The sequence below is a fragment of the Salipiger marinus genome, from assembly GCF_900100085.1.
In the GTDB taxonomy this organism is placed as follows: Bacteria; Pseudomonadota; Alphaproteobacteria; order Rhodobacterales; family Rhodobacteraceae; genus Salipiger; species Salipiger marinus.
On sequence record NZ_FNEJ01000026.1, the window covers coordinates 50,972 to 73,252 of the forward strand.

A 22,281-nucleotide genomic window follows, 5' to 3' on the forward strand; every position below is an offset into this window, starting at 1 on the left:
GTGACCCCCGGCGCAAGGCTGCAGGCGGCGGCAGAGATTCTCGACCGTATCGCGGCGGGCGCTGCCGCCGAACAGGCGCTGCTTGGCTGGTCGCGCACCTCGCGCTTTGCCGGGTCCAAGGACCGGGCGGCGGTGCGCGATCACGTGTTCGACGCGCTGCGGCGCTGGCGCTCCTCGGCGGCTGTCGGGGGGGCCGAGACCGGGCGCGCCCGCATCCTCGGGCTGCTGCGGCAGGCGGGCACCGATCCCGACACGCTCTTTGACGGGGCAGGCCATGCGCCCGCCCCGCTGACCGAGGCGGAGCGCGACGCGGGGGCCATGCCCGATGGTGCCGCAGCGCTTGATCTGCCCGACTGGCTGCTGCCGGTGTTAGAGACCTCGCTGGGCCCGCGCCTGCCCGAGGTGGCCGAGGCGCTGCGGCACCGCGCGCCGGTCTTCTTGCGGGTCAACACGATGCTGGGCCGCCGCGAGGCGGCGCAGGCGGCGCTGGCGCTTGACGGCATCGAGACGTCGCCGCATCCGCTGGCCGACACCGCGCTTGAAGTGACATCGGGCGCGCGCCGCGTCGCGCAGTCGCGCGCCTATGCCGAAGGGCTGGTGGAACTGCAGGATGCGGCGAGTCAGGCGGTCTGTGCCGCGCTGCCGCTGACCCCGGGGGCGCGGGTGCTGGATTACTGCGCGGGCGGCGGCGGCAAGGCGCTGGCCATGGCCGCGCGCCTGCGCGGCGTGATCGAGGCGCATGACGCCGATCCCCGCCGCATGAGCGATCTGCCCGCCCGCGCCGACCGCGCAGGCGCCCGTCTGCGCGTGGTCAGCGCGCCCATGGGCCCCTATGATCTGGTGCTCTGCGACGTGCCCTGTTCGGGCAGCGGGGCATGGCGCCGCAGCCCCGAGGGCAAGTGGCGCCTTACTCCGGAGAACTTCGCGCAGACTCTGAAGACACAGGCGCAAATCCTTGATGAGGCTGCAGATCTTCTCGCCCCGTCCGGCGTTCTGGCCTATGTCACCTGCTCGGTTCTGACGCCGGAAAACGCCGATCAGGTCGCCGCCTTTCAGACGCGCCATCCCGGCTGGCAGGTCGAGGACACGCGGCAGTTCCTGCCCTCTGACGGCGCGGACGGGTTTTATTATGCGGTGATGCGGCGCGGCGATCTCGGCTGAGGGCTGCTGTTTACCTTTGTTTAAGGCCGCATGTGCGACAGGATCAGGAGAGGATTCGAGGGAGAAGGAAGCGGCGTGGCGGATGCGGCGGTCACCGGGCGGCGGAACGTCCTTGGCACGTTCACCGAAGCAGCGGTTCTGCTGGGGCTTGCGGCGGGCTGCGCGGCGCTGGCCATCGCCTCCGCCCGTCTGCCGCAGCTGGCCTTGCTGGCGGCGGCGGCGGGGTTTCTCGCGCTGGGGCTGCTGACGGGTCTGCTGCGCCTGCGCAGGCTGCGGCGCCAGCGCGCCGAATTTGCCACGCTGACACATTTTGCCGAGCAGGATCCGGCGCCGATCCTCGCCACCGATGCGGAAGGCCGGGTGATCTTTGCCAATGCCGCCGCCCGCCTGCGGTTTGGCGAGGTTGCGGGGGCCGATCTTGTTTCGGTGCTGAATGCCAGCATGGCCAGCGCGGGCGGGGTGCTGCACCGCCTGCGCATGGCCGCCGCCGCATCCGGATCCGCGCGCGAGGACCTCAGCACCCATGCCGGGCGCTTCGACATCTGCCTGCGCCTTGACGGGGCCGGGCGCTGTTACTGGCGCATCGACCCTCTGGCCCGCGCCTCCGCTCCCGCACCTGCCTCCGGCGAACCGCCGGTCATGACCATCGGGCGCAGCGGGGCGGTGCTCTATATGAACGTGCAGGCCCGCACGCTGCTGGGGCGCCGCATCAAACGGCTGGAGGATGTGGTGCAGGATCTGCCGCTGCGCCCGGGCAAGGTGCATCAGCTGAGCACGGCCGAAGGGCCGCGCCCGTTCGAGCTGCGCTGTTCGTCCACCGGGGCGGGGCGGCAGGAAATCGTGCTGCGCGAACTGCCCGCCGCGGGAGAGCCGTCCCCCCCCGACCGCACCGGCTTCGATGACCTGCCGGTGCCGCTGCTGCGGCTGGCGCGGGACGGGCGCATCCTGCGCGCCAATGCCGGGGCCTGCCGCCTGCTGGATGTGGCCTCTGCCGATGGCGGCAGCATCACCGAACACATGGAAGGTCTGGGGCGGTCGATCACCGACTGGCTCGCCGAGGCGGTGGCGGGCCGCGGCCTGCACCGGTCGGAATTCCTGCGGCTGACCCGCGCCGACCGCGAGGTCTTTGTGCAGGTCACGCTGGCGCGGGTGGTGGACGAGGGCCGCGCCGAGCTTGTGGCAGTGCTCAACGACGCCACCGAGCTGAAATCGCTTGAGGCGCAGTTCGTGCAGAGCCAGAAAATGCAGGCGATCGGGCAGCTTGCTGGCGGCGTGGCGCATGATTTCAACAATCTGCTCACCGCGATTTCCGGCCATTGCGACCTGCTGCTGCTGCGCCACGATCAGGGCGACGCGGATTATGCCGATCTGGTGCAGATCAACCAGAACGCCAACCGCGCCGCGGCGCTGGTGGGGCAGCTGCTGGCCTTTTCGCGCAAGCAGACGCTGCGCCCCGAAGTGCTGGATCTGCGCGACACCCTTTCCGACCTCACGCATCTGCTGAACCGGCTGGTGGGGGAACGGGTGCATCTGACCCTGCGCCACGATCCCGTCCTGCCCGCCATCCGTGGCGACCGGCGGCAGCTGGAACAGGTGATGATGAACCTCGTGGTCAATGCCCGCGACGCCATGCCGGAGGGGGGCGAAATCCTCATCGAGACCGAGCGTCTGGTGCTGACCCAGCCGATGAAGCGTGACCGCGCGCTGGTGGAGCCGGGCGCCTATGTTTCGGTCAGGGTGATCGACGAGGGCACCGGCATCCCGCAGGACAAGCTGCACAAGGTGTTCGAGCCGTTCTACACCACCAAGCGCACCGGCGAAGGCACCGGGCTTGGCCTGTCGACGGTTTATGGCATCGTGAAGCAGACCGGCGGATTCATCTTTGTCGACAGCGCGGTGGGATCCGGCACCTGCTTCACGCTGCTCTTTCCCGCGCATGACGCCAAGCCGCAGCCCGAGGCGGTGGAGCCGCCTCCGCCGCAGCGCAAGGTGGTGCAGAACGGCGTCGGCGTGATCCTTCTGGTGGAGGACGAGGCGCCGGTGCGCGCCTTTGCCGCCCGCGCGCTGCGCCTGCGCGGCTATACGGTGATCGAGGCGGAAACCGCCGAGGATGCGCTGACCAAGCTCGAGGATCCGGCGGTGGCGGTTGATGTCTTTGTCACCGATGTCGTCATGCCCGGCATGGATGGCCCCACCTGGGTGCGCAAGGCGCTCGTGGCGCGCCCGAACACGCGGGTGGTCTTCGTGTCCGGCTATGCCGAGGACATCTTTGGCGAAGGGCAGATGCTGGTGCCCAATTCGGTTTTCCTGCCCAAGCCGTTCTCGCTGAATGAGCTGACCGAAACCGTGCACCAGCAGCTGCACTGATCCTCAGCGGGCCCGGGCCCAGACCTCGAAATCCGCGGCACAGGCCCGGCGCAGCCGCGCCTCCAGATCGGGGGGCAGGCTCAGATCCCCGCGCGGAGCGACATTTTCCCGCGGCAGATCCAGCGCCAGCCCCAGCCGGTCCTCCAGAAATCCGACGATGGTGGCCTGATTCTCGTATTTGAACAGATGGGTGACGGCGGTGCCGTTGGGGCGCGGCTCGATGAACTTGGCCTGACTGCCGACATTGGCGCAGGGCGGGCGGTCACGCGAAAGATAGGCCTCCACGAACTGCGCGAAGCTCAGCCCCTTGGTGGAACTCGGCCGCCCGTCCAGAAAATCGCGCTGCCGATACCGGTACCACGAGCCAAGCCACGAGACCGGCTCGCGGATCACCGCCATAAGCTCCATCTCCGCCTCCATCTTGTCGAACATGGGCCGGAAAAAACGGTTGTAGCGGTAGACGGGGGCATGTTTCAGTTCGGGCGGATCAAGCACGGTCATCGAGGCATGCGGCGCAAGGGCGGCCTCATAGGCGGAACTGCCCGTCTTGGGCACCGCCAGCAGCACCAGCCGCGCTTTCCAGAATATCAGCATCCACCGGCCTTTCTGCGTGAGGGTGTGTCACGGTAAACCACTTTTTAACCGAAATAGGAAAAACTCGCTGTGACAAGGGGCTTGCACTGTTCCGCTTTTGGTCCCATATAGGTCAGGAACAAGAAGCGAACGAAAGCAGCGATTGCCGCTCCGGACGGGGTGTGGAATAAGGACCGAAACCATGGCAACGGCAGATCTTCTGACAATGGACAGCAAGCGCAACGCAGACCGCCAAAAAGCGCTCGACTCGGCGCTCGCCCAGATCGAGCGTCAGTTCGGCAAAGGGTCGATCATGAAACTGGGGGGCGCCAATGCCCTCAAGGATATCGAGTCGACCTCCACCGGCTCTCTGGGGCTCGACATCGCGCTTGGGATCGGTGGCCTGCCCAAGGGCCGGATTATCGAAATCTACGGGCCCGAAAGCTCCGGCAAGACCACGCTGACCCTGCATGTGGTGGCCGAAGAGCAGAAAAAGGGCGGCGTCTGCGCCTTTGTGGACGCGGAACACGCGCTTGATCCCAGCTATGCCCGCAAACTGGGCGTGGATCTTGAAGAGCTGCTGATCTCTCAGCCCGATACCGGCGAACAGGCGCTCGAGATCACCGACACGCTGGTGCGCTCCGGCGCGGTAAGCCTCGTGGTGGTGGACTCCGTGGCCGCCCTGACGCCCAAGAGCGAGCTTGAGGGCGATATGGGCGACAGTTCGGTGGGCGTGCATGCCCGGCTGATGAGCCAGGCCATGCGCAAGCTTACCGGGTCGATCAGCAAGTCGAACTGCATGGTGATCTTCATCAACCAGATCCGCATGAAGATCGGCGTCATGTTCGGCTCGCCCGAGACCACGACCGGGGGCAATGCGCTGAAATTCTACTCCTCCGTGCGGCTCGACATCCGGCGCATCGGCGCGATCAAGGACCGCGACGAGGTGGTGGGCAACCAGACCCGCGTGAAGGTGGTGAAGAACAAGGTGGCTCCGCCCTTCAAGCAGGTGGAATTCGACATCATGTATGGCGAAGGCATCTCCAAGACCGGGGAACTGCTGGATCTGGGGGTCAAGGCCGGCGTGGTCGACAAATCCGGGGCGTGGTATTCCTATGGCGACGAACGCATCGGGCAGGGCCGGGAAAACGCCAAGACCTTCCTGCGCGAAAACACCCAGATCGCCCGGGATATCGAGGAACGCATCCGCAGTGCGCATGGGCTGGATTTCCACATGTCCGAGGATGACGGGGACGCGGCTGTGACCGAAGAGTAAGCGGGGCGGGGGCGCTGCCCCCGTCGCCTGCGGCGACTCCCCCGGGATATTTGGGGTCAGAAGAAAAGGCGCATCCCGCAGGATGCGCCTTGTTCTGTTCTGGGATGCCGCGACCGGATCGCCCGGCCTGCGGTCGGGCTCAGATCGAGAAGCTGGTGCCGCAGCCGCAGGAGCTGGTGGCGTTGGGATTTTCGATCACGAAACGGGCGCCGATCAGCTCTTCGGAAAAGTCGATCACCGCATTGGCGAGGAAGGGCAGCGACACGGAATCGACCACCACCCGTTCCCCTTGGCCTTCCAGCACCAAATCGTCGGTGGCGGGGTCATCCAGCCGGATGTCATACTGAAAGCCGGAGCAGCCGCCGCCTTCGACCGCGATGCGCAGCGCCTTGCCCTGCGCATGGGCGCCGATCTCGGACAGGCGGGCATAGGCGCGCGGGGTTACTTTCGGGGGCAGGTTCATGGGTCACCTCAAAGGTTTATCTCCCGGACTGGTCATAATATAGGGATCCTTGGGACGGGCGGCAACCGGGGGCGGCGATCCGCAGCCGCATAACGCAAAAAGGCTTGGCACGATGGATGTTTACGCATGTGATCCCGCGCAGGCGCGGCCGCGCCGGGTGGCGGAGGAGGAAAGCGCCTTCCGCTCCTGCTTTCAGCGCGACCGGGACCGGATCATCCATTCCTCGGCCTTTCGCAGGCTCAAGCACAAGACGCAGGTGTTTGTGGAGCATGAGGGCGATTTTTACCGCACCCGCCTGACCCACAGCATCGAGGTGGCGCAGGTGGCGCGCACCATCGCCAATGCGCTGGGGCTGAACACCGACCTGACCGAGGCGGTGGCGCTGGCGCATGATCTGGGCCACACGCCGTTCGGCCATACCGGCGAGGATGCGCTGCATCTGCTGATGGCACCCTATGGCGGCTTCGATCACAACGCCCAGACCCTGCGCATCGTCACCTCGCTGGAGCGGCATTATGCCGAATTCGACGGGCTGAACCTGACATGGGACACGCTGGAAGGCATCGCCAAACATAACGGGCCGCTGCTGCCGCTGGCGCCGGGCAAGGCGCTGCCGCTGGCGCTGGCCGAATACAACGCCCATCACGATCTGGAACTCGACACCCATGCCTCGGGCGAGGCGCAGGTGGCGGCGCTCGCCGATGACGTGGCCTATAACAACCATGATCTGCAGGACGGGCTGCGGGCGGGGCTGTTCACCGAGGCCGAGATCGCCGATCTGCCGCTCATCGCCCCCGCCTATGCCGAGGTGGACCGGCTTTATCCGGGGCTGGAGCCGATCCGCCGCCGCCACGAGGCGCTGCGCCGGGTGTTCGGCTATATGGTGTCGGACGTGATCGACACCAGCCGCGCCCGGATCACCGCCGCAGCCCCCGCCAGCGCCGACGCGATCCGCCGTCTGGGCCATCCGGTCATCGCGTTTTCCGATCCGATGTGGCGCGATCTGAAGCAGATCCGCGAATTCCTGTTCACCCGCATGTATCGCGCGCCCTCGGTGGTGGTGATCCGCGAAAAGGTGACCACGGCGCTGCTGGAGCTGTTTCCGCTTTATATGGCCGATCCGTCGCTGCTGCCCGAACGCTGGCAGGCGGCGGAGGCCGCGCGCGAGGGCGAGGTGCCGCTGGCGCGGCTGGTGGCGGATTACGTGGCGGGCATGACCGACCGCTATGCGCTGCAGCAGCATGCGCGGCTGACCGGCAAGGATATTCTTCACGACCGGGCCTGAGACGGCACTGGACAGATCCGGGTGCGGCATCACTTCATGACCGGGCCCGGGCAGGGCGGTTGACAAGGGGACAGGCAGGGAATGACGGACGCAGGAGTGGCGGGGATCGACCCGGTGCTGGGCTTTGCGCTTGTGGGGGCGCTTGGCGTCGGGTCGCAATGGCTGGCATGGCGGCTGAAACTGCCGGGCATCGTGGTGATGCTGCTGGCCGGGCTGGCGGCGGGGCCGGGGCTGGGCCTGCTGCTGCCCTCGGAACAGTTCGGCGCGCTGATGCAGCCCATGCTGGCCATCGCCGTGGCGATCATCCTGTTCGAAGGCGGCATGACGCTGAACATCCAGAGCCTGCGCGACGCGACGGTGGGGGTGCGGCGTCTGGTGCTGATCGGGGCTCCGCTGGGCTGGGCTGTCTCGGCCCTGACGCTGCACTGGGTGGCGGGGCTGAGCTGGGAAAGCTCGGCGGTGTTCGGCGGCATCCTGATCGTGACCGGGCCCACGGTGATCGCGCCGCTCTTGCGGCAGGCGCGGCTGCGCAAGCGCCCGGCGGCGCTGCTGCAATGGGAGGCGATCGTCAACGACCCGATCGGCGCGCTGGCGGCGGTGCTGGCCTTCGAGCTGGTCTCGGTGCTGGCCGATGCCAGTTCCGTGGGCGGGGCGCTCGCTGATCTGGCCATGGGACTTGTCGTGGCCACCCTGCTGGGGGTCGCGGGCGGCTGGGGGCTGGTTCAGGCCTTCCGCCGCGGGCAGGTGCCGGAATACATGAAGGTGCCGGTGCTGTTCGTGTCGGTGCTGGCGGTGTTCGCGCTGGCGGATTCAGTGCTGCATGAAAGCGGGCTGCTGACCGTCACCATCATGGGGCTGTGGATCGCCAATTCCGGCCTGGCCAGCTATACCGAGATGCACCGCTTCAAGGAGCAGGCGACGATCCTGCTGGTCTCGGGCGTGTTCATCCTGCTGGCCGCCAACATGACGGTGGAGACGCTGGCGACGCTGGACTGGCGGGCGCTGGCCTTTGTGGTGGCGGTGATCCTTGTGGCGCGTCCGCTGCCGGTGCTGGTGTCGATGCTGGGCAGCAACGTGCCGTGGCGCGAACGGGTGCTGGTCGCCTTCACCGGGCCGCGCGGCGTGGTGCTGGTGGCGGTGGCGGGGCTGTTCGGCGAACGGCTGGCGGCGCTGGGGATCGAGGACGGTTCGCGGATCGGCACGCTGGCCTTTGCGCTGGTGGCGGCCACGGTGGTGCTGCACGGCTTCACGCTGACGCCGATGGCGCGGGCGCTGGGGCTGATCGCCTCCGACACGCCGGGCGTGCTGATCGTGGGCGGCAGCCGCTGGGCCACCGCCCTTGGTCTGGCGCTGAAGAAGCTGGAGGTGCCGGTGCTGGTGGCCGATCCCAACCACGCCCATCTGCGCCATGCCCGCGACGCGGGGCTGGAGACATTTTTTGGCGACATCCTGTCGGAGGCGGCAGAGCACCGGCTGGATCTGGTGAGCTACGACAAGCTGCTGACCGCCACCGACAATGACGCCTATAACACGCTGGTCGCCACCGACCTTGCCCCGGAATTCGGGCGCGAACACGTGTTCCAGCTCAAGCGCGGGCGCGAGGCCTCGTCGCGGCACGCGCTGCCCGCCACGCTGGGGGGACAGCGGTTCGGCCCGGACGAGACGTTCTTCGAGGCCAATGCCCGGCTGGCCGAAGGCTGGGAGTTCCGGGTCACGCGGCTGTCGGAGGAGTTCACGCTTGAGGACTGGCGCGCCCATAACCCCGGCGCGGTGCCGGTGGCCGATCTGGGGCCCAATGGCACCTTCCGCCTGCTTGGCCCCGGACAACCCCCCAAGGAGACGGCGGGCACCCGGCTCGTGGCGCTGATCCCCGCCCGCGAGGACCGGCAGGAGGCCGCGCGTGCCGCCGATGCGGACAAAACCGGAGAGAGCACCGACAGCATTTGACCCGGCAGGCCAAAATGGTAGAGGACAGGCCGACCTTAGGGAGATCGAGCACATGAACCTCTTCACCGACATCCGGAGCCTCGTGCTGCAGTCCATCGCCGCGCTTCAGGCCGAAGGCGCGCTGCCGGAGGGGCTCGACACCGGGGCCGTGACGGTGGAACCGCCGCGTGACGCCCTGCATGGCGACATGGCGACCAATGCCGCCATGGTGCTGGCCAAGCCCGCCGGGAAAAAGCCGCGCGACATCGCCGAGGCGCTGGCGGCGAAGCTGGGGCAGGATGCGCGCGTCACCTCGGCAGAGGTGGCGGGGCCGGGCTTTCTGAACCTGCGGCTTGGATCCGCCACATGGCAGGCGCTGCCCGCCAAGGTGCTGTCGGCGGGGCAGGATTATGGCCGGTCCGACATGGGGCAGGGGCAGAAGGTCAACGTGGAATATGTCTCGGCCAACCCGACGGGGCCGATGCATGTGGGCCATACCCGTGGCGCGGTGTTTGGCGATGCGCTGGCGTCGCTGCTGGCCTATGCTGGCTATGACGTGACGCGGGAATATTACATCAACGACGGCGGCGCGCAGGTCGATGTGCTCGCCCGTTCCGTCTATCTGCGTTATCTGGAGGCGCATGGCCGGGCCGTGGATTTTGCCCCCGGCACCTATCCCGGCGATTACCTGATCCCGGCGGGGGAGCGGCTCAAGGAAAAGGTGGGCGACCGCTTTGTCGACGCCCCCGAGGATGAATGGCTGGAAGAGGTGCGCGATTTCGCCACCGATGCCATGATGGACATGATCCGCGACGATCTGGACCTGCTGGGCGTCAAGATGGATCACTTCTTTTCCGAAAAGTCGCTTTATGGCACGGGCCGGATCGAGGCGGCGATCGAGGATCTGCGCGGCAAGGGCCTGATCTATCGCGGCACGCTGGAGCCGCCCAAGGGCAAGCTGCCCGAAGACTGGGAGCCGCGCGAGCAGACGCTGTTCAAATCCACCGAACATGGCGATGACGTGGACCGCCCGATCATGAAATCGGATGGCAGCTGGACCTATTTCGCCCCCGACATCGCCTATCATTACGACAAGATCACCCGCGGCTATGACCAGCTGATCGACGTGTTCGGCGCCGACCATGGCGGCTATGTCAAGCGGATGAAGGCGGCGGTCTCGGCCCTGTCCGGTGGCCGCGTGCCCTTGGACATCAAGCTGATCCAGCTGGTCAAGCTGTTCAAGAACGGCGAAGAATTCAAGATGTCGAAGCGCGCGGGCACCTTCATCACCCTGCGCGACGTGGTCGAGGAAGTGGGCCCCGGCGTGACGCGCTTTGTCATGCTGACCCGCAAGAACGATGCCGCGCTGGATTTCGACTTTGCCAAGGCGGTCGAACAGAGCCGCGAAAACCCGGTCTTTTACGTGCAATACGCCCATGCCCGGGTCTGTTCGGTGCTGCGCAAGGCCAAGGAGGCCGGGGTCGACGTGTCCGACGCAGCCCTGGCGCAGGCCGACATGACCAAGCTGGACCATGACGCGGAGCTTGGGCTGATCCGCAAGCTTGCCGAATGGCCGCGTCTGGTGGAGATTGCCGCCAAGGGGCACGAGCCGCACAAGGTGGCGATCTGGCTCAACGAACTCGCCTCTGACCTGCACGGGCTCTGGAACCGGGGCCATGATGAACCGTCCCTGCGCTTCCTTCAGGACGATCCGGCCACAAGCCAGAGCAAAATCGCGCTGGCCCGGTCCGTCGCGGTTGTTATTTCGGCGGGCCTTGGTATCTTGGGCGTGGCTCCGATGGAGGAGATGCGCTGAAACAGGCGCCGCCTCGGAGCTGACGGGCAGTGCAGGCAGGCTGACGGCGGAGCAACCGCCGGGGCCGGGGCAACCGAGGCAGAGATGGCAGATTACACCTATGACGGGCCCGAAGCGCCCGCGCGCTCCGGACGTAACGTGGCCTCGCTCACCAACTGGGCCGGGGCTGCGGTGTCCTTCGCGTTGCTGATTGGCGTGGGCGTCTGGGGCTACAAGCTGATCGTGCGCGACATCACCGGCATTCCGGTGGTGCAGGCGATGGAAGGTCCGGTGCGCATCGCGCCCGACGATCCCGGCGGCACCCGCGCCAGCCATCAGGGCCTGTCGGTCAATGACGTGGCGGGCACCGGCACCGCCGCCCCCGCGCCCGACCGGCTGCTGCTGGCCCCGCGCGGCGTCAGCCTGACTGAGGAAGATGTGCCGCAGGAGGTGCTGACCGAAGCGCGCACTCCCGCCGATCGCATCGCCCCCGCCGTGGTGGCGCCCGGTCCGGATGGGCCGGGGCTTGCAGCGGAAGAACAGGAGGGCCCGGCCCCGGTGCCGCCCGCCCTCGCGGATGCGGACGTGGATCCCATTCAGGCGCTGGCCGACCAGATCGCCGCCGATGCCGTGCCGTTTTCCGAGCTGACCCCCGAGCCGCAGCCCGACCCCGCCGCCGATTTGGCGGGGGATCTGACCGAGCCGGTGGAGGAGGCGCCCGTGCAGGTCGCCGCCAATGTGCCCGCAGGCGCGCTGACCCGGTCGCTGCGGCCCGCGCAGCGCCCCGGCAATCTGGCGACACAGCCCGTGGCGCTGGCCACCGCCCCTGCCGCGCCCGAGGGGCCCGCCGAAATCTCGCCCGACACGCTGCCTGCGGGCACCCGGCTGGCGCAGCTTGGCGCCTATGACAGTCCGGAAACCGCACGCAAGGAATGGGACCGCTTCAGCGGCCGCTTTGGCGAATTCATGGAAGGCAAGGACCGCGTGATCGAACGCGCCACCTCCGGTGGCCGGGTGTTCTACCGGCTGCGTGCCGCCGGGTTCGAGGATCTGGCCGATGCCCGCCGGTTCTGCGCCGCCTTTGTCGCGGAAAATTCCGACTGTATCCCGGTGACGACGCGGTGAGCCGCCCCGGAGCCACCATCCTTGCCCCGTCCGGCCTCCGGCTGAGCGGGGCCGAGGCGCGTTTCTTTGCGCAGGCCGATCCTTTCGGCTTCATCCTCTTTGCCCGCAACCTTGAAGATGCCGCGCAGATCCGCGGCCTGACCGACGAGCTGCGGCAGGTGGTGGGCCGCGACGCGCCGATCTTCATCGATCAGGAAGGCGGACGGGTGCAGCGACTGCGGCCGCCGCTCGCTACCGAATTCCTGCCGCCGCTTGACGAGGTGGCGCTTTATGGCCGCTATGCCGCGCGCGCGATGGAGCTGCGCTTCCGCATCATCGCGGCAGAGCTGCGCGCGCTTGGCATCGACGGCAACTGCGCGCCGATGCTGGATGTGGCCCGGCCCGCAACCCATGCCTTTCTGCGCAACCGCTGTTACGGCACCAGCACCGCGCAGGTGGTGACCATGGGGCAGGCGGCGGTGCGCGGCATGGTCGCGGGCGGCGTGCTGCCGGTGATGAAACATCTGCCCGGGCACGGGCTGGCGCAGCTTGACAGCCATCTGGATCTGCCGCGCATCACCGCACCCCGCGCCGAACTGGAGGCGGTGGATTTTGCCGCCTTCCGGCCCTTTGCCGATCTGCCGCTGGCGATGACCGCGCATCTGGTGTTTGAGGGCATCGCCCCGGACCCCGCCACGGTGTCGCCTACCATGATCTCGCTGATCCGGCAGGATCTGGGCTTTGCCGGGCTGCTGATGACCGATGACATCTCCATGCAGGCGCTGTCGGGGGACGTGGCCTCGCGCAGCGCCGCCGCCATCGCCGCAGGCTGCGATCTGGTGCTGCACTGCAACGGCGATGCGGAAGAACTGGCGCAGGTGGTCGCGGCCTCGGGCCAGCTTTCCGATGCAGCCCTGCACCGGGCCGAGGCGGCACTGGCCCGCCGCACCGCGCCACAGCCGGTTGACCTGACGGCGCTTCATGCGGAACGTAAGGCACTGGTGGCCGAGGGTCTCTGATGCAGGACGACAGTTTCGGCAATATCGAGACGCTCAGCGTCGCGGACCGGCTTGCCGCCGAGGCGCTGATTGTCGATGTCGAGGGGTTCGAGGGCCCGCTCGACCTGCTGCTGACGCTGTCGCGCACGCAGAAGGTGGATCTGCGCCGCATCTCCGTGCTTGATCTGGCGCGGCAGTATCTGGCTTTTGTCGAACAGGCCAAGGCGCTGCGCATCGAACTTGCGGCGGATTATCTGGTGATGGCGGCGTGGCTCGCCTATCTGAAATCCCGCCTGCTGCTGCCGCCCGATCCCACCGAGGAAGGCCCCTCGGGGGAGGAACTGGCGGCGCATCTGGCCTTTCAGCTGGAACGCCTGCAGGCGATGCGCGACGTGGCCGCCCGGCTGATGGCCCGCGACCGGCTGGGGCGCGACTTCTTTGCCCGGGGCCTGCCCGAAGGTGTGGAGCGGGTGCGGCGCGTGACCTACAGCGCCACGCTGCTGGATCTGATGCAGGCCTATGCCCGGATCCGCACCCGCGACGATTTCCGGCCCTTCGTGATGGACCGGCAGGACGTGTTCACCATGGAACAGGCGCTGGACCGGATGCGCAGCCTGCTGGGCTTTGCCGGGCAATGGACCGATATTTCCAGCTGGCTGCCCGAGGACTGGCAGGTGGATCCGGTGCGCTGGCGCTCGGCCACCGCCGCGACCTTTGCCGCCTCGCTGGAGCTGGTGAAGGAAGGCCGGGCCGAAATTCGCCAGACCGAGAGCTTTTCCCCCATCGAACTGCGCCGCAGGGAGAAACCGCGTGAGTGATCCCGACATCCAGACCGAAAGCCCGGCAGAGGCCGCACCGCGCGACAGCCTGTTCGAGGCGCCGCCCATGGCCGAGCAGGAGCGCATGGTGGAGGCGATCCTGTTCGCTTCCGCAGAGCCCGTGAGCCTGCGGGAGCTTGCCGACCGGATGCCGCATGGGTCCGACCCTGCCGAGGCGGTGGCGCTGCTGCGTGCGCGCTACGAGGGCCGGGGTGTGGCGGTGATGCGGGTGGGCGACGCATGGGCGATCCGCACCGCGCCGGATCTGGCCTATCTGATGCAGAAGGAAACGGTGGAGACGCGCAAGCTGAGCCGTGCCGCCATCGAGACGCTGGCCATCGTCGCCTATCACCAGCCCGTCACCCGCGCCGAAATCGAGGAGATCCGCGGCGTCAGCGTCAGCCGGGGCACCGTGGACCAGCTTCTGGAACTGGAGTGGATCCGCTTTGGCCGCCGCAAGATGACGCCGGGCCGCCCGGTGACCTTTGTGGTCACGGATCAGTTTCTGGATCATTTCGGGCTGGAAAACGCCCGCGATCTGCCGGGGCTGCAGGATCTGCGCGCGGCGGGTCTTCTGGACAACCGTCCGCCGCCGGGCAGCCTCGCCCCCGGTCCCGCCACGCTGGACGAGGGCGACGAGGACGAGGCGCCCGGCCAGACCGAACTTTTCGAGGACTGAGCGTCGCCGCCCCGGCGGAGGTCAGTCGCGGAAATGTTTCGACAGCTTCAGGCCTTGGCCCTGATAGTTGGAGGCGATGCCCGCGCCATAGATCTGCGCGGGCCGTTCATCCATCCGCTCATAGACCAGCCGCCCGACGATCTGCCCATGTTCCAGCACAAAGGGCGCCTCGTGGCAGCGCACCTCCAGCACGCCGCGCGACCCGGTGCCGCCCGCCGCCGAATGGCCGAAGCCCGGATCGAAAAAGCCCGCGTAATGCACGCGGAATTCGCCCACCATCGCCAGATAGGGCGCCATTTCGGCGGCGTAATCCGGCGGGATATGCACGGCCTCGCGGCTGACAAGGATGTAGAAGGCATCGGGATCAAGGATCAGCTGCCCCTGCGCGGCGGTCAGCGGATCCCAGAACTCGGCGGGATCATAACGGCCCAGCCGGTCGAGATCGATCACGCCGGTATGCGGCTTGGCCCGCCAGCCCACCAGAGCGCCGTCCTGCGCGTGCAGGTCGACGGAGAAGCCCAGACCCTGCCCGATGACCGCAGGCCCGCCGCTGACCAGCGTCTCGCTGGCGTGAAGCGCGGAAAGCTCGGCATCAGTCAGGATCGACTGGCCCCGGCGAAAGCGGATCTGGTTCAGCCGCATGCCGGTGCGCGCCAGCACCGAAAACGACCGCGGGCAGATCTCGGCGTAAAGCGGGCCGCGATAGCCTTCGGCCACGCGGTCGAATTCGGTGCCGCCATCGGTGATGGTGCGGGTCAGCAGATCAAGCCTGCCGGTGGAGCTTTTGGCATTGGCCACCGCCGTCAGCCCGGCGGGCAGGTCCAGCCGTTCCAGCAGCGGCACCACATAGACGCAGCCCTTTTCCAGCACCGCACCCTGCCGCAGATCGACGCGGTGCATTTCAAACTCGGCGATGCGGTCCGACAGCCGCCGCCCGGCCCCGGCAAGGAAGGAGGCGCGGACCCGGATCGCCTCGTGACCAAGCCGCAGATCAAGGCTTGCGGGCTGGATCTGCCCCTCCACCAGCGGCAGGTCGCTGGTGATGGCGCCGCTTTCGTAAAGCGCGGCAATCTGCTGGCTGGCGAGCACCCCGGTCATCGGCATCGGTCCTTTTGTGGTCGCGCGTGCTTAGCAACTGCGGCGGCCTCGGGAAAGGGGATTGCGCGACCCGGGAACGGGGTCGATGGAACATCGCCCCGCAAGCCCTTGATCGGGTGGGGCATTTCCCCATTCCCGGCGGGCGGACAAGTCGTGGTGGTGATAAGGGGTGTTTTGGTCGGGCTAGCAGGACTCGAACCTGCGACCTTCCGTCCCCCAGACGGACGCGCTACCAGGCTGCGCTATAGCCCGACTTGTGGAGGTGGTTCTTACTGTATTTCCGGGCAGGGGCAACCCCCCTTCGGAAGAATTCTTCATCTTTTCCAAGATTGTCAGGCGCGGGTCTGATGATGGTCCAGAAACGCGCGCAGCGCGGAGAGATGCGGTCCAATCGCCGCCGCATCGGGAGGGCTCAGCCGGTCGATCCGGGCGATCAGACCCAGCGGCCCGGGAGCGGGCAGCGGCAGGCTGTCGAGATCGGGAAGCGCGGGCGGCACGGCTGCGGGGATGTTCTCGAGAGGGGTCTCTTCGACTGCGGAGCCGAACTCGGGCTCCGCTGCAGTGAGGTCAGGCTCAGGGGCGTCGTGGAAGGCAGGTGTGTGGCCTGTTTCGAGGTCAGCTTCGGGCGTGGCGTCGAGGTCGGATTCGGAGGCGCCGCTCAGGTCGGACTCGGCGGCGCTTGCGTCGGAGTCAGATGTTGCGCCGAAGTCGGTCTCGGTCTCGGTCTCGGTCTCGGTCTCGGTCTCGGTCTCGGTCTCGGTCTCGGATGTGGTGTCGAGGTCGGGCTGCTGCGCCGCAGCGTCCTCTGGCGCGGGGGAGCCTTCAGGGTCCGGAGCGGCCAGATCTTCGGGCAGAGCGTCTGTCGCGATCACGGTCTCCGCTGTCGCAGGCTCCGGCTCGGATGTTGGCGCGGCCTCGGCAGGGTCGTGTTGGTGTGTGGGGGTCGCCTCGGGCGTGGAGGGCGCCTCCTCGGGCAGATCCGGCGTGGAGGCTGAGACACTGTCGTCGGCGGGCAAGTCCTGCGCGTCGCCGGGGGTGCTGTCTGCGGCGCTGTCCGGGCCGGGGTCGAGCGGGCTGAGGAGGAAATCGGGCAGTCTGTCGCCAACGTGCGGCGTGGCGTCCTCCGTCTCCGCAACTTGACCGGGATCGGTCTCGGCTTGACCGTCGGCTGTCTCGGCTGGGAGTTCCGGCAGGGTGTCGGCAGGGGCGTCTGACGGTGCATCCCGCGCTGCGGACGGCAGGCTCTCGGCGTCGGTGCTGGAGAGGGGGTCCGGCAGGTTGGTCAGAGGGGCGGCATCGGGCAGATCCGGCTCTGCCGTGTCATCTAGAGGGGGCGCGCCGGGGTCAGGCTCGCGGGAGACCGGGTGGGTCTCCGCCGTCTCTGGCGCCGTGGCGTGGTCGGCGCCGGGCTCGGGGGCCATGGCCGCGCCTGCGGGGGCCGGGGCATCGTAAGCCACGCCTGCCTCGGGCACGGGCTCCGGATCGACGCGCGGGCGCGGGCGGGGCGGGGTGTCGCGCAGATAGCCGAAAATATCTCGGACCTCGGGTGTCGTCGTGCCGTCCGGCGCGGCCTGCGGGGCGGCGCCGGGCACGAAGGGCAGCACGGTGGCGCCCTCGGGCATCACCTCGACGAAGGGCGCCTCGACCACGTCCTCGTCCTCGGTCTGCCCGTCAAAGGTGGTGAGGGTGGCGACATGGCGCACGCCCTGTTCGCGCAGCACCTTCTGCACGCCCTTGATGGTCATGCCATCGTCATGCAGCAGCTTGCGGATGCCTGCCAGCAGGCCGATATCGGCGGGGCGGTAATAGCGCCGCCCGCCCGCGCGTTTCACCGGCTTGACCTGCGTGAACTTGCTTTCCCAGAAGCGCAGCACATGGGCCGGCGTGTCCAGCAGCTCCGCCACCTCGCTGATGGTGCGAAAAGCGTCGCGGGACTTGGTCATGCGCCCTTACCCCTTGTTGCCCTCGGCAACGCGTTCCTTCATCAGATGCGACGGGCGGAAGGTCAGCACCCGGCGCGGCTGGATCGGGACTTCTTCGCCAGTCTTGGGATTGCGCCCGACCCGCGCCGCCTTGTCGCGCACCGAGAAGGTGCCGAAGGACGAAATCTTGACCTGCTCGCCCCGCACCAGCGCGTCGGACATGTGCTGCAGCACCGCCTCGACCAGTTCGGCGCTTTCGTTGCGCGACAGGCCCACCTCGCGGAAGACGGCTTCGCTCAGATCCATGCGCGTGAGTGTCTTGTCGCTCATCTGCTACCTCCCGGTTTGGGGGCAGCATAGGCAGCTGGCAATTTGCGTGTCAAGTTCACGCACTTGTGCAATGCGCCGCAACAGCCGGATTTTGCCGGGAATTTGCGCTACCAGCGCAGGACGACCGCGCCCCAGGCCAGTCCGCCGCCAATCGCCTCGGTCACGACCAGATCGCCACGGGTGATCTTGCCCGCGTGTTTTCCGACCGACAGCGCCATCGGAATGGAGGCGGCGGAGGTGTTGCCATGGTCCTGAACGGTGACGATGACCTGCTCCATCGGCAGGCCCAGCTTCTTGGCGGTGCCGGTGATGATGCGGATATTGGCCTGATGCGGCACGACCCAGTCCACGTCCTCTGCGGTGAGCCCGGCCTTGTCCAGCGCGGCGGTGGCGGTGGAGGCAAGCTTTTCGACGGCATGGCGGAAGATTTCCTTCCCCTCCATGCGCAGATGGCCGATGGAATTGGTGCTGACGCCGCCATCGACATAGAGCAGATCACGGAACTGGCCGTCGGAATGCAGGTCGGTGGACAGAATGCCGCGATCGCTGCTGTCGCCGGTGCCTTCGCCCGCTTCAAGGATCAGCGCGCCCGCGCCATCGCCGAAAAGCACGCAGGTGGACCGGTCGGTCCAGTCCATGATGCGGGAAAACGTCTCTGCCCCGATGACCATGACGCGGCGCACCTGACCGGAGATGATCAGCGCATTGGCGGTGGTCAGCGCATAGACAAAGCCCGCACAGACCGCCTGCACGTCGAAGGCAAAGCCGCCGGTCATGCCCAGCCGGGCCTGCACCATGGTGGCGGCGGAGGGGAAGGTCAGATCCGGGGTGGAGGTGGCAACAATCAGCGCATCAAGGTCGGACGGCTCAAGCCCCGCATCCTTCAGCGCGGCGCGGGCGGCATGGGTGGCGAGAACCGAGGTGGTTTCCTCGGGGGCGGCAAAGTGGCGCCGCTCGATTCCCGACCGCGTGCGAATCCATTCATCCGAGGTTTCGAGGGTTTTCTCGAACTCCGCGTTGGGAACGATCCGTTCGGGCAGATAATGCCCGATGCCCGCCACCTGCGCCCGTATCGTCATGAATTTGTTCCGTCTTTCCTGCTCTGCGGATCCTGCGGCTCTGCCGCTGCCTCGACGCTGGATGCGGCCGAGGCGATGCGGGCGGCGAGTCTGTCGCCGAACCCCGTCAGGGCAAGGTCATAGGCCAGTTCGACGGCGGCGGCCACTCCTGTGGCATCGGCGGCGCCGTGGGATTTCACCACCGTGCCGTTCAGCCCGAGGAAAACCCCGCCATTCTTGCGGCGCGGGTCGATCCGCGCCTGCAGCCGTTTGAGCGAGGTCAGCGCCAGCAGCGAGGCCAGCCGCGACAGCGGCGAATAGGCGAAGGCCTCGCGCAGCAGCGCGCCGATCAGCGAGGCGGTGCCTTCGCCGGTCTTGAGCGCGATATTGCCGGTAAAACCGTCGGTCACGATCACGTCGCAGCGGCTGCCGGGAATGTCGCCGCCTTCGCAGAAGCCGACAAATTCGAAGCCGCCCGCCTCGGCATGGGCGGTGATCATCTCGTGGGCGGCCTTCAGTTCGGCGCGGCCCTTGTGTTCTTCGGTGCCGACATTCAGCAGCCCGACACGGGGCCGGGTCAGCGCCAGCGCGTTGCGGGCGTAAGAGGCGCCCATCATCGCATATTTCAGCAGATCCTCGGCATCGGCGCGGATGTCCGCGCCCACGTCGAGCATCACGTTGAACCCCTGCGGATTGCGCGAGGGCCAGAGCACGGCGATGGCAGGGCGGTTGACGCCCGGCAGCTTGCGCAGCCGCACCATCGACAGCAGCATCAGCGCGCCAGTATTCCCGCAGGATACCGCCACGGTGGCTTCGCCATTGCGCACCGAATCGAGCGTGGACCACATGGATGTGTCCTGCCCGTTGCGCATCACGTGGCTGGGTTTGTCCTGCATGGACACCACGCCCGTGGCGTTGCGGATGTCACATTGCGCGGCAAGGCCCCTGTGGCGGTCCACCATGGGGCGCAGATCGGCTTCGGGGCCGTGCAGCAGGATGCGGACATCCCGATGCTTCCGGGCGAAGAGCGCGAGGCCGGCAACAATGGCTGCCGGCCCGCGATCGCCACCCATGGCATCGATGGAGAGGACCAGAGGCCCGTCCGCCTGCGATTTGTCCTGAGCGGAAGTCATGCGGCGTAAGGGCCTTCGACAGCTTATGCCGCGTCTTCGTCCAGCTCGATCTCGTCGGTCACGGCGACGACCTGACGGTCGGCGTAATGACCGCAGGACGGGCAGACGTGATGCGGGCGCTTCAGCTCGCCGCAGTTACCGCATTCGTTGGGATTGGCCGCGACCAGCGCGTCATGCGCGCGACGGTTGTTGCGGCGCGACTTGGATACTTTGTTCTGTTGGACAGCCATGTCTCAACCTCGATCTTTCGCGTGTGAGGGCAATTTCGTCTGCCCGTTCCGTTCGGGCGTGCCCGGCCTCATAGTCTCAAGGCATGGGCGATAGCAACCCGGAATTCCGATGAAGGCGCGAAAATAGGTATTTCGTGACAAACCGCAAGTGGATTCGCGCGCCCGTGCTCAGCTGTCTTTGTCATTTCCTCCGGAAAGACGGTCTTTCAGCTCTTCGAGCGCGGCAAAAGGATTGGGTCTTTCCTCTTCTTCCGGCATCTCTGCAGGCTCTGCGGCCTCGGCCAGTGCTGCTTCGGCGGCGGGGCTGCGCGGATAGACCGGCAGGGCCAGAGACAGCGCCTCGGTCAGCACCGAGGTCAGATCCAGCACGTCGGGCAGGGGATCTTCTTCATCCTCGGGCACCTCCACCTCGGTTCCGGCATCAAGCCGCGGCATGTCCTGCGCGGGGCGGAAGCGGCGCTCCACCGGCTCGTCGATGCGGGTGGTCACCGGATCCAGTGTCACCACGCAGGCCTGCACCACGGTGGCGCCCAGCTCGGCCACCAGCCGCCAGCTGCCGCCATCGCCGGGGATGAGTTCGCCCGCAAGGCGCGCCTTGCGCAGGGCAAGCAGCCCCAGCCGGTCGGCAAGGGCGCGGCGCGCCGGTTCGTCTGGGCGCAGATCAAAGGGCGTGGGGGCATCGCGGCGCAGGGCCGTGAGGCGCAGCCGCCCCGAGGAGTTTCCGCCGCTGGTCATGGGCATCGCTTTCCTTGGCTTGAACGGGTTGGCTCGGTTGTGTAATCCGGGATAGAAGGCCCGAAGGGTCAAGACAAGGGGCGGGGACGCAGTCCATGGCGAGACGGGTGAGAATCACGCTGCTGGCGGCAGTGGCCGCAGTGGGGCTGACAGCCTGTGCGGCGCAGTATCGCAGTCACGGCTATGTCCCGCGCGAGGACGAGCTGCAGCAGATCGTGCCCGGTGTCGACACCCGCACCACGGTCGAAGAGCTGGTCGGCGTGCCGACCGCCTCCGGCGTGACCGATCACGGCAATTTCTATTACATCGAAAGTCAGGTCCGTACCTTTGCATGGCAGGCGCCCGAGGTGGTGAACCGCACCGTGCTGGCGATCACCTTCGACGAGGCGGGCGTGGTCGAGAACATCACCCGCTACGGGCTGGAGGATGGCGCCGTGGTGCCGCTGTCGCGGCGCATCACCCGCACCGCGGATGGCGAGCTTGGCTTCATCCGCAGGCTCTTCGGCAATGTGGGTCGCCTGAATGTGGGCGATCTGCTCAGCGACAACTGACGCCATGACGCGCGGCCCCGGGCAGGATCACACCGCCACGGGGGAGGCGGTTCTGGCGCGCGGACGCTATGTTGTGCGTCTGGCGCAGGGGCCACAGGATCTGCGCGCGGCGCAGGATCTGCGCGGGCTCGCCTTCTTTGGTCCGGGCGGGCGGCGCGACGAAGACGGGTTTGACGCCGCCTGTTCCCATATGCTCATCGAAGAGACAGGCGGGCGGCTGGTCGCCTGTTTCCGCTTCCTGTGGATCGATGCGGCGCGGGGCCCCGGGCAGAGCTATGCCGGGCAGTATTATGATCTGGCCCGGCTGGAGGGGTTTGGCGGCCCGATGCTGGAGCTGGGGCGGTTCTGCATCCATCCCGACCTGACCGATCCCGACATTCTGCGGCTGGCATGGGGCGCGATCACCGGGCTGGTGGATGCGCGGGGCGGGCGGATGCTGTTCGGCTGCGCCAGTTTCGCGGGCACCGATCCCGCCCGCTACGCCGAGGCCTTTGCCTATCTGCGCGCCCGCCATGCCGCGCCGGAGCGCTGGCGGGTCGGGGAAAAGGCGCCCGAGGTGATCCGCTTTGACCCCGAGGTTCCGGCGGGGGATGCGCGGGCGGCGCTGCGGCTGATTCCGCCGCTGCTGCGCACCTATCTGTCCATGGGCGGCTGGGTCAGCGATCACGCGGTGATCGACCGGCAGATGAACACGCTGCATGTCTTTACCGGCGTCGAAACTGCGGCCATCCCGGCGGCCCGGGCCCGCGCGCTGCGGGCGATCGCGGGCTGAAAGGGGC

The 22,281-nt window shown here is 67.6% G+C and carries 21 protein-coding genes and 1 tRNA gene; 12 read left to right on the forward strand and 10 right to left on the reverse strand.

Annotated features, from left to right (window positions below; translation table 11 throughout):
* Together BLR51_RS22240 and BLR51_RS22245 are read left to right on the forward strand one after the other, a co-directional pair.
* Complete coding sequence (locus BLR51_RS22240) at positions 1-1,161, forward strand: RsmB/NOP family class I SAM-dependent RNA methyltransferase (RefSeq protein ID WP_089851145.1); 1,161 nt, start codon at positions 1-3, stop codon at positions 1,159-1,161.
* A 75-nt stretch (positions 1,162-1,236) separates the two neighbouring features.
* Positions 1,237-3,528, forward strand: a complete 2,292-nt coding sequence (locus BLR51_RS22245) for an ATP-binding response regulator (protein WP_242656811.1) — start codon at positions 1,237-1,239, stop codon at positions 3,526-3,528.
* A gap of 3 nt (positions 3,529-3,531) precedes the next feature.
* Here BLR51_RS22245 and BLR51_RS22250 read toward each other — a convergent pair whose 3' ends face one another.
* Positions 3,532-4,122 (reverse strand): gamma-glutamyl kinase, encoded by a 591-nt coding sequence (locus BLR51_RS22250; protein WP_089851149.1) that lies wholly within the window; start codon positions 4,120-4,122, stop codon positions 3,532-3,534.
* A gap of 181 nt (positions 4,123-4,303) precedes the next feature.
* Between BLR51_RS22250 and recA the strand changes: the two genes are divergently transcribed.
* Complete coding sequence (gene recA, locus BLR51_RS22255; protein ID WP_089851150.1) at positions 4,304-5,377, forward strand: recombinase RecA; 1,074 nt, start codon at positions 4,304-4,306, stop codon at positions 5,375-5,377.
* A 139-nt stretch (positions 5,378-5,516) separates the two neighbouring features.
* On the opposite strand, the gene BLR51_RS22260 is transcribed toward recA, so the two are convergent.
* Complete coding sequence (locus tag BLR51_RS22260) at positions 5,517-5,840, reverse strand: HesB/IscA family protein (RefSeq protein ID WP_089851152.1); 324 nt, start codon at positions 5,838-5,840, stop codon at positions 5,517-5,519.
* Positions 5,841-5,952: 112 nt separating this feature from the next.
* Between BLR51_RS22260 and BLR51_RS22265 the strand changes: the two genes are divergently transcribed.
* The 7 genes from BLR51_RS22265 to scpB all read left to right on the forward strand — a co-directional run bounded on the left by BLR51_RS22265 (position 5,953) and on the right by scpB (position 14,445).
* A complete protein-coding gene (locus tag BLR51_RS22265) occupies positions 5,953-7,125 on the forward strand; it encodes a deoxyguanosinetriphosphate triphosphohydrolase (protein WP_089851154.1) in 1,173 nt (390 codons plus the stop codon).
* Positions 7,126-7,206: 81 nt separating this feature from the next.
* Complete coding sequence (locus BLR51_RS22270) at positions 7,207-9,072, forward strand: cation:proton antiporter (RefSeq protein ID WP_089851156.1); 1,866 nt, start codon at positions 7,207-7,209, stop codon at positions 9,070-9,072.
* A 52-nt stretch (positions 9,073-9,124) separates the two neighbouring features.
* Positions 9,125-10,867 carry an arginine--tRNA ligase gene (argS, locus tag BLR51_RS22275; protein WP_089851158.1) on the forward strand — a complete coding sequence of 581 codons (1,743 nt, stop codon included), beginning with the start codon at positions 9,125-9,127 and terminating at the stop codon, positions 10,865-10,867.
* Positions 10,868-10,951: 84 nt separating this feature from the next.
* Entirely contained in the window at positions 10,952-11,971 is a 1,020-nt protein-coding gene (locus BLR51_RS28290) for an SPOR domain-containing protein (RefSeq protein WP_230797952.1), read from the forward strand.
* Positions 11,968-12,969, forward strand: coding sequence for a beta-N-acetylhexosaminidase (gene nagZ / locus BLR51_RS22280; RefSeq protein WP_242656812.1), 1,002 nt, complete (start codon positions 11,968-11,970; stop codon positions 12,967-12,969). The genes BLR51_RS28290 and nagZ overlap by 4 nt, the downstream gene beginning before the upstream one ends.
* The gene (locus BLR51_RS22285) at positions 12,969-13,766 is read left to right on the forward strand and encodes a segregation and condensation protein A (protein WP_089851162.1); all 798 of its coding nucleotides are present in this window, start codon (positions 12,969-12,971) and stop codon (positions 13,764-13,766) included. Before nagZ ends, BLR51_RS22285 begins: the two co-directional genes overlap by 1 nt.
* A 67-nt stretch (positions 13,767-13,833) precedes the next feature.
* The gene (gene scpB / locus BLR51_RS22290) at positions 13,834-14,445 is read left to right on the forward strand and encodes an SMC-Scp complex subunit ScpB (protein ID WP_089851189.1); all 612 of its coding nucleotides are present in this window, start codon (positions 13,834-13,836) and stop codon (positions 14,443-14,445) included.
* A gap of 21 nt (positions 14,446-14,466) precedes the next feature.
* Here scpB and BLR51_RS22295 read toward each other — a convergent pair whose 3' ends face one another.
* The 8 genes from BLR51_RS22295 to BLR51_RS22330 form a co-directional block, all read right to left on the reverse strand.
* Entirely contained in the window at positions 14,467-15,543 is a 1,077-nt protein-coding gene (locus BLR51_RS22295; protein ID WP_089851165.1) for a 2'-deoxycytidine 5'-triphosphate deaminase, read from the reverse strand.
* Between the two features lie 175 nt (positions 15,544-15,718).
* A tRNA-Pro gene (locus tag BLR51_RS22300) sits at positions 15,719-15,795 on the reverse strand.
* Positions 15,796-15,875: 80 nt separating this feature from the next.
* Positions 15,876-17,486, reverse strand: a complete 1,611-nt coding sequence (locus BLR51_RS28295) for a MerR family transcriptional regulator (protein ID WP_242656813.1) — start codon at positions 17,484-17,486, stop codon at positions 15,876-15,878.
* A 6-nt stretch (positions 17,487-17,492) separates the two neighbouring features.
* Positions 17,493-17,795: an integration host factor subunit alpha gene (gene ihfA, locus BLR51_RS22310; protein WP_089851167.1), complete on the reverse strand. Its 303-nt coding sequence runs from the start codon at positions 17,793-17,795 to the stop codon at positions 17,493-17,495.
* Positions 17,796-17,902: 107 nt separating this feature from the next.
* Positions 17,903-18,874, reverse strand: a complete 972-nt coding sequence (locus BLR51_RS22315) for a beta-ketoacyl-ACP synthase III (protein WP_089851169.1) — start codon at positions 18,872-18,874, stop codon at positions 17,903-17,905.
* On the reverse strand, positions 18,871-19,986 hold the full coding sequence (gene plsX, locus BLR51_RS22320) for a phosphate acyltransferase PlsX (protein ID WP_089851171.1): 1,116 nt from the start codon (positions 19,984-19,986) through the stop codon (positions 18,871-18,873). The genes BLR51_RS22315 and plsX overlap by 4 nt, the downstream gene beginning before the upstream one ends.
* Positions 19,987-20,009: 23 nt before the next feature.
* Positions 20,010-20,216, reverse strand: a complete 207-nt coding sequence (gene rpmF, locus BLR51_RS22325; RefSeq protein WP_089851174.1) for a 50S ribosomal protein L32 — start codon at positions 20,214-20,216, stop codon at positions 20,010-20,012.
* Between the two features lie 168 nt (positions 20,217-20,384).
* A complete protein-coding gene (locus BLR51_RS22330; RefSeq protein WP_089851190.1) occupies positions 20,385-20,951 on the reverse strand; it encodes a YceD family protein in 567 nt (188 codons plus the stop codon).
* A gap of 95 nt (positions 20,952-21,046) precedes the next feature.
* On the opposite strand from BLR51_RS22330, the gene BLR51_RS22335 reads away from it, so the two are divergent.
* Both BLR51_RS22335 and BLR51_RS22340 read left to right on the forward strand, forming a co-directional pair.
* Positions 21,047-21,502, forward strand: coding sequence for an outer membrane protein assembly factor BamE (locus BLR51_RS22335; RefSeq protein WP_089851175.1), 456 nt, complete (start codon positions 21,047-21,049; stop codon positions 21,500-21,502).
* A 4-nt stretch (positions 21,503-21,506) separates the two neighbouring features.
* Positions 21,507-22,274: a GNAT family N-acetyltransferase gene (locus tag BLR51_RS22340; RefSeq protein WP_089851177.1), complete on the forward strand. Its 768-nt coding sequence runs from the start codon at positions 21,507-21,509 to the stop codon at positions 22,272-22,274.
* Positions 22,275-22,281 lie beyond the last annotated feature (7 nt).

Excerpts from the sequence above, each read along its gene's own strand:
- BLR51_RS22250 (WP_089851149.1), bottom strand. The coding sequence starts at position 4,122 with ATGCTGATATTCTGGAAAGCGCGGCTGGTGCTGCTGGCGGTGCCCAAG.
- recA (WP_089851150.1), top strand. The coding sequence starts at position 4,304 with ATGGCAACGGCAGATCTTCTGACAATGGACAGCAAGCGCAACGCAGAC.
- BLR51_RS22260 (WP_089851152.1), bottom strand. The coding sequence starts at position 5,840 with ATGAACCTGCCCCCGAAAGTAACCCCGCGCGCCTATGCCCGCCTGTCC.
- BLR51_RS22265 (WP_089851154.1), top strand. The coding sequence starts at position 5,953 with ATGGATGTTTACGCATGTGATCCCGCGCAGGCGCGGCCGCGCCGGGTG.
- BLR51_RS22270 (WP_089851156.1), top strand. The coding sequence starts at position 7,207 with ATGACGGACGCAGGAGTGGCGGGGATCGACCCGGTGCTGGGCTTTGCG.
- argS (WP_089851158.1), top strand. The coding sequence starts at position 9,125 with ATGAACCTCTTCACCGACATCCGGAGCCTCGTGCTGCAGTCCATCGCC.
- BLR51_RS28290 (WP_230797952.1), top strand. The coding sequence starts at position 10,952 with ATGGCAGATTACACCTATGACGGGCCCGAAGCGCCCGCGCGCTCCGGA.
- BLR51_RS22285 (WP_089851162.1), top strand. The coding sequence starts at position 12,969 with ATGCAGGACGACAGTTTCGGCAATATCGAGACGCTCAGCGTCGCGGAC.
- scpB (WP_089851189.1), top strand. The coding sequence starts at position 13,834 with ATGGCCGAGCAGGAGCGCATGGTGGAGGCGATCCTGTTCGCTTCCGCA.
- BLR51_RS22295 (WP_089851165.1), bottom strand. The coding sequence starts at position 15,543 with ATGACCGGGGTGCTCGCCAGCCAGCAGATTGCCGCGCTTTACGAAAGC.
- BLR51_RS28295 (WP_242656813.1), bottom strand. The coding sequence starts at position 17,486 with ATGACCAAGTCCCGCGACGCTTTTCGCACCATCAGCGAGGTGGCGGAG.
- ihfA (WP_089851167.1), bottom strand. The coding sequence starts at position 17,795 with ATGAGCGACAAGACACTCACGCGCATGGATCTGAGCGAAGCCGTCTTC.
- BLR51_RS22315 (WP_089851169.1), bottom strand. The coding sequence starts at position 18,874 with ATGACGATACGGGCGCAGGTGGCGGGCATCGGGCATTATCTGCCCGAA.
- plsX (WP_089851171.1), bottom strand. The coding sequence starts at position 19,986 with ATGACTTCCGCTCAGGACAAATCGCAGGCGGACGGGCCTCTGGTCCTC.
- rpmF (WP_089851174.1), bottom strand. The coding sequence starts at position 20,216 with ATGGCTGTCCAACAGAACAAAGTATCCAAGTCGCGCCGCAACAACCGT.
- BLR51_RS22330 (WP_089851190.1), bottom strand. The coding sequence starts at position 20,951 with ATGACCAGCGGCGGAAACTCCTCGGGGCGGCTGCGCCTCACGGCCCTG.
- BLR51_RS22335 (WP_089851175.1), top strand. The coding sequence starts at position 21,047 with ATGGCGAGACGGGTGAGAATCACGCTGCTGGCGGCAGTGGCCGCAGTG.
- BLR51_RS22340 (WP_089851177.1), top strand. The coding sequence starts at position 21,507 with ATGACGCGCGGCCCCGGGCAGGATCACACCGCCACGGGGGAGGCGGTT.